Source organism: Mesorhizobium sp. M7A.F.Ca.US.006.04.2.1 (assembly GCF_004022915.1).
In the GTDB taxonomy this organism is placed as follows: Bacteria; Pseudomonadota; Alphaproteobacteria; order Rhizobiales; family Rhizobiaceae; genus Mesorhizobium; species Mesorhizobium ciceri.
The window spans coordinates 1-4,872 of the sequence record NZ_RZQA01000495.1 but is presented as its reverse complement, the minus strand read 5'-3'; the positions used below and the strand labels follow the sequence as shown (position 1 = coordinate 4,872).

General features: G+C 62.7%; 4 protein-coding genes and 1 pseudogene. 2 read left to right on the top strand and 3 right to left on the bottom strand.

Features of this window, described 5'->3' with window-relative positions:
* The 3 genes and pseudogenes from EN925_RS23525 to EN925_RS23515 form a co-directional block, all read right to left on the bottom strand.
* Positions 1-212 (bottom strand): annotated as a pseudogene (locus EN925_RS23525) (ABC transporter permease); the annotation flags it as partial.
* Between the two features lie 9 nt (positions 213-221).
* Positions 222-1,733: a sugar ABC transporter ATP-binding protein gene (locus tag EN925_RS23520; RefSeq protein WP_127368126.1), complete on the bottom strand. Its 1,512-nt coding sequence runs from the start codon at positions 1,731-1,733 to the stop codon at positions 222-224.
* An 81-nt stretch (positions 1,734-1,814) separates the two neighbouring features.
* Positions 1,815-2,894, bottom strand: a complete 1,080-nt coding sequence (locus tag EN925_RS23515; protein WP_013530473.1) for a substrate-binding domain-containing protein — start codon at positions 2,892-2,894, stop codon at positions 1,815-1,817.
* 320 nt (positions 2,895-3,214) lie between these two features.
* Between EN925_RS23515 and EN925_RS23510 the strand changes: the two genes are divergently transcribed.
* Positions 3,215-3,865, top strand: a complete 651-nt coding sequence (locus EN925_RS23510; protein WP_023809404.1) for an SGNH/GDSL hydrolase family protein — start codon at positions 3,215-3,217, stop codon at positions 3,863-3,865.
* Between the two features lie 57 nt (positions 3,866-3,922).
* The coding region (locus tag EN925_RS23505) for an ROK family transcriptional regulator (RefSeq protein ID WP_128336968.1) at positions 3,923-4,872 on the top strand (950 nt) is incomplete at its 3' end.

The window sequence follows — 4,872 nt, the reverse complement described above, 5'->3', positions numbered from 1 at the left end:
CCGCCGATGAGCACGACGACGAGCTGTCCGATCGCCGCGATGATCAGCGGCATCGCCTGGGCAACCAGGTTGAAGAGGTTTTCGGCCGTGGCGAACTGCGTCGTCTCGACAGTCAGCCACAGCGAAATGAGCAACGCGACCAGCAGCGGCAGGCCCCACAGGCCCTGCCGCGTGTTCCGGCCATTCAGGATGTTGAAAACCGAACGAACCATGGCAGGCCCCTAATGCTGGCGCGTGGAGCCGCCCATGAGGGCCGCGTCGAGAATCTTGTGTTCGCTCGCCTGCGCTGCCGGCATTTCGGCCACGATCGTGTCGTGATGGACGACGTAGATGCGGTCGCAGAGCCCGATCAGCTCGATCGTCTCGCGCGAGAGCACCAGCACCGCGCCGCCCTTCGCGGTGAAGTCCCGCAGAAGATGGTAGATCTCGGACTTGGCGCCGATGTCGACACCGCGCGTCGGCTCTTCGACCAGCAGAAGATCGAGATCGGCGGCAAGGTAGCGGCCGAGCAGAACCTTTTGCTGGTTGCCGCCCGACAGCGAACCGACCGCAGCCGACAGGCCCGCCGCCTTTATGTTCATGACCTCCATCATGCGGGCGATGACGTTTCGATATGGCCGCGCCGGCGCAAGTTCAGGGCGCCTCGAATGCAATCCGATGGCGATGTTGTGGGCGATCGGCAAAGCGAGGAAGAGCCCCTCTTCCTTGCGGTCCTCGGGAACGAAGCCGACCTTCAGCTGCTGCAAATACCGAACGCCCGCCGACGCCGGGAGCGGCATCTTCAGCGCCTTGCCGTTGATAGAAATCGTCCCGGCGAAGGGATGGTAGCGGCCAATCAGCGATCGCAGGAAGCGCTGCTGGCCCTGCCCTTCCAGCCCGGCCAGGGCGACGATCTCGCCCTTGTGCAAAGTCAGCGACAGCGGCTGCGATGTCTCGGTGATCTTGAGGTTTTCGACGCGCAGGATCTCATCGCCTACATCGCCCGTACGATCGGGAAAAAGGTCCTGGAGTTCGCGTCCGACCATCATGGCGATGAGTTCGTCGGTGGTGATCTCGGACACCGTCCTGGTGCCGACCAGTGCGCCATCCTTCAGCACCGTCACCGTGTCGCACAACTCGAAGATCTCCTCCATGCGATGCGAGATGTAGACGATGGCTTTCCCCTTGTCGCGCAGCCGGCGGATGTTGCGGTTGAGCACATCGACATCGGCCGCGTTGAGAGCCGCCGTCGGCTCATCGAGGATGAGCACGCTGGCGTCGGCCTGGATGCAATGCGCGATCTCGACGAATTGCCGCTCGGCGATCGTCAGGCTGGAAACGAGTTGCGACGGGTCGAGCGTGAGGCCGAGTTCGCCAAGCGCCCTGGCGGTCTGCCTTTTCATCGCGGGATAGTCGATCGAGCCGAACCGGGTCGTCGGCTCCCGGCCGAGGAACATGTTCTCGGCGATCGACAGATTGGGCAGCAGCGAATGCTCCTGGAAAACGGTCGAAATGCCGGCATCGAGCGCGGCGCGCGGCGACTTCAGATCGAGCTTCTCACCGCTCATGAAGATCTCGCCGGAATCGGGCTGATGCACGCCCGCCAGAATCTTCATCAACGTCGATTTGCCGGCACCGTTCTCGCCCATCAGGGCGTGGATGCTGCCCGCCTTGAGGTCGAGGGAAACGGAGTGGAGCGCCTTGCTCCCTCCGAATGCCTTCGAAATGTGGGACATCTCGACAAGATTGGTCACGAAACCCTCGAACGAACCGGATTCGACACATGGAACGGCCTGCGGGGAATGTTTGTCCACTCCCCGCCAGCCACGGCGCCGTCACTTCTTGCCGTAATATTCCTTGAGCTTGTCTTCCGGCAGTTCGCTTGGCCACCAGACATTGGCGGTCAGGTCATCGCGATAGTATTTCTTGGCCTTGTCCTGGTCCCATCCGTCGGGATTGTAGACATAGCGCTTGTAGAGCTGCTTGCCTTCCAGAAGGGCAACGGCAGCGCGCACGCCGGCAGCGCCCTGGGCGGGACTGTATTCCGGAGAGATCGACTTGAACCCATCCGTAATCCACTGGCCGAAATAGCCATTGTTGCCCTCGCCCGAAATCGGCGGAATGGGTGTGCCGAACTGCTTGAAGACATCGACGCAGGCGCGCGTCATGTCGGCGCCGGACGACCAGATGCCGTCGACCTGCGGATTGTTCAGATAGAGCGTCTCGCACAGCTTCTTGGCCTTGTCGTACTGCCAGTCGCCATGCTCCTCGGCAATGATCTGCACATGCGTGCCCTTGAGCGATTCCAGGAGGCCGTTATAGCGGTTGGTGTCTTCCGGATGGCCGGCCAGGCCACGCAGGACCCAGATCTTGCCGTTGTCGCCGACGGTCTTCACCAGCCAGTCGCCCATGACCTTGCCGAAGTGCTCGGCGCCGCCCTGGATTTCGGTGGTGTAGGCGTCGGAATCGATACGCCCGGTGTGAAGGATGACCGGGATGCCGGCGGCGACCGCCTTGGCGATGCTGGCATTGGCCGACGTGCTGGTCACCGGTTGAACGATGATGGCGTCGACATGCTGTGCGATCAGGTCCTCGATATCGGCCACCTGCTTCTTCTGGTCGAAGCCGGCATCGAGCAGGATGAATTTCGAGATGCGCTTGTCCTTGGCCGCGGCGTTCTCCGCCTCATGCGCCACCTGCACCGTCCAGGTGTTTGCGTTGACACCGAAGTCGCTCATGCCGATGACCCAGGGCGGGTCCTTCTTGAACGCACCGGCGGCGGTCATGCGCGTGTCGTCGGGGCGCGGCGCCACGCCGTCCATCAGCTTGACGTCTTGCGCATGCGCCAGGGACGTCACGGCAAGCGTGGACGCAACGAGCATCCCCAGGCCGACGGTTTTCAGCAATCCTAACATTGAACACTCCTCCTTGTGGTTGCTCCGGCCTACAAATTCGTATGGCCACGAGACGCTCTCCCAATGCATGCCCCCGTCACAAACCGACCGATGCGCGCAATTCTCCCGCCCCCGAACACATGCGTGTCGAAGCCCAACTTCTGCTGGACGATGATGACGGTCGAGAACTCCTCCGGGCACTTTAGAAGCACAGCGGATTCGCCCTGTCAATAGTTAGTCAGGTTGAATGACTATTCCCTTGCTTGCCTTTCGCCGCTCCACTATCCATCATGAATGGCGCTCGCCGGCTTCGGCGCGCAGTCTGTCCCGGCGGGAAAAACATGCGATCAGTCTTGTGCTACGGCGACTCCAACACGCACGGCCAGATCCCCGGCAGGGGGCCGCTCGAGCGCTATGGTCCGGGTGAACGCTGGCCGGGCATATTGCGTTCTCAGCTGGGCCCTGACTGGTATGTCATCGAGGAGGGGTTGAGCGGCCGCACCACCGTCCACGACGACCCGATCGAGGGCGCCCACAAGAACGGCCGAACCTATCTTCGTCCTTGCCTGCAGAGCCATGCGACGCTCGACCTCGTCATCATCATGCTCGGCACCAACGATCTGAAGATCCGCTTCAACAAGCCGCCGTCGGAAGTGGCGATGGGGATCGGCTGCCTCGTCTACGACATCAAGGAGCTGGCGCCAGGTCCGGGCGGCTCGACGCCCGAGATCATGATCGTGGCGCCACCGCCGATGCAGGACGACGTCAAGGAATGGAAGTCCATATTCGCCGGCGCGCCGGAGAAATCGCGCCTGCTCGCGCTCGAGTTCGAGGTTCTGGCGGACTCGCTCGAACTGCACTTTTTCGATGCCGGCTCGGTGGTGTCGTGCAGCGAGGCGGACGGCTTTCACATCGATGCCGAGGCGCACAGATTGCTGGGCACCGCGCTCGCCCGCGCGGTCGATGCCATCGGCTGGAGCCGCTCGACATGAGCAACCATACCGCCGCCAGGCAACGCGCTCTTACCGACGGGGCGACCTTTGCCTGACATGAGATTCGCACCACCCAATCCCTTGCGCATCGCCGATCGTGCGAGCGGGCTGAATGCATTGAGCGTCCGCAGCTACAACGAGCGGCTGGTGCTGTCCCTGCTGCTTCAGAACGAAGGCATTTCGCGGATGGAAATCGGCGAGAAGACCGGCCTGTCGGCGCAGACGGCTTCAGTCATCGTTCGCTCGCTCGAGCAGGAGGGCCTGGTCTCGCAGGGCGAGGCGCAGCGCGGCCGCGTCGGGCCGCCGACGATCCCGCTTTCACTCAACCCGGAGGGCGCCTATGCGGTTGGCGTCGGCTTCAGCCGGCGCAGGATCGACATCGCGCTCATCGACTTCATCGGCACGGTGCGCTTCCACACGCAGTTGCCGGCGGATGAAGCCAATCCGTTTCCGCAAAGCAGCGATCTGTTCGGCGCGATCGGGCAAGCCATGACCAGCCTGCCGGTCGAGGCGCGCAGCCGGGTTGCCGGCATCGGCCTGGCGGTTCCCGACGATGTCGACACGATGGCTGCAACCCGCAACGGATCGAGCACCTCGCTCAAGGCCTTGCAGGCCGAGATCGAGGAACAGATCAAGCTGCCGGTTTTCGTGCAGAACGACATCACCGCTGCGGCCGGCGGCGAGAGTATGTTCGGCGTCGCAAAGCCGCTCAACGATTATCTGTTCTTCTATCTCGGAGCACGGCTGCAGAGCAGGCTCATCCTCAACCACCAGATCTACAAGGGAAACTCCAGCGCCAGCTTCGATCACGGCCTGATGCGCCTGGAGAGCGAACTGGCCATGCGCGGGCGCCCGTCCGAAATCATCTGGAGCAGCAGCCCTGAGTGGCCCGATCTGGGCGAGGCCTACAGCGCATGGCTGGGCGAGTTTTCCGACCGCCTGAAAGCGTCGATCTCCGCGCTGACCCAGTTTGTCGAGTTCAGGACGATCGTCCTGTCCAGCTATGC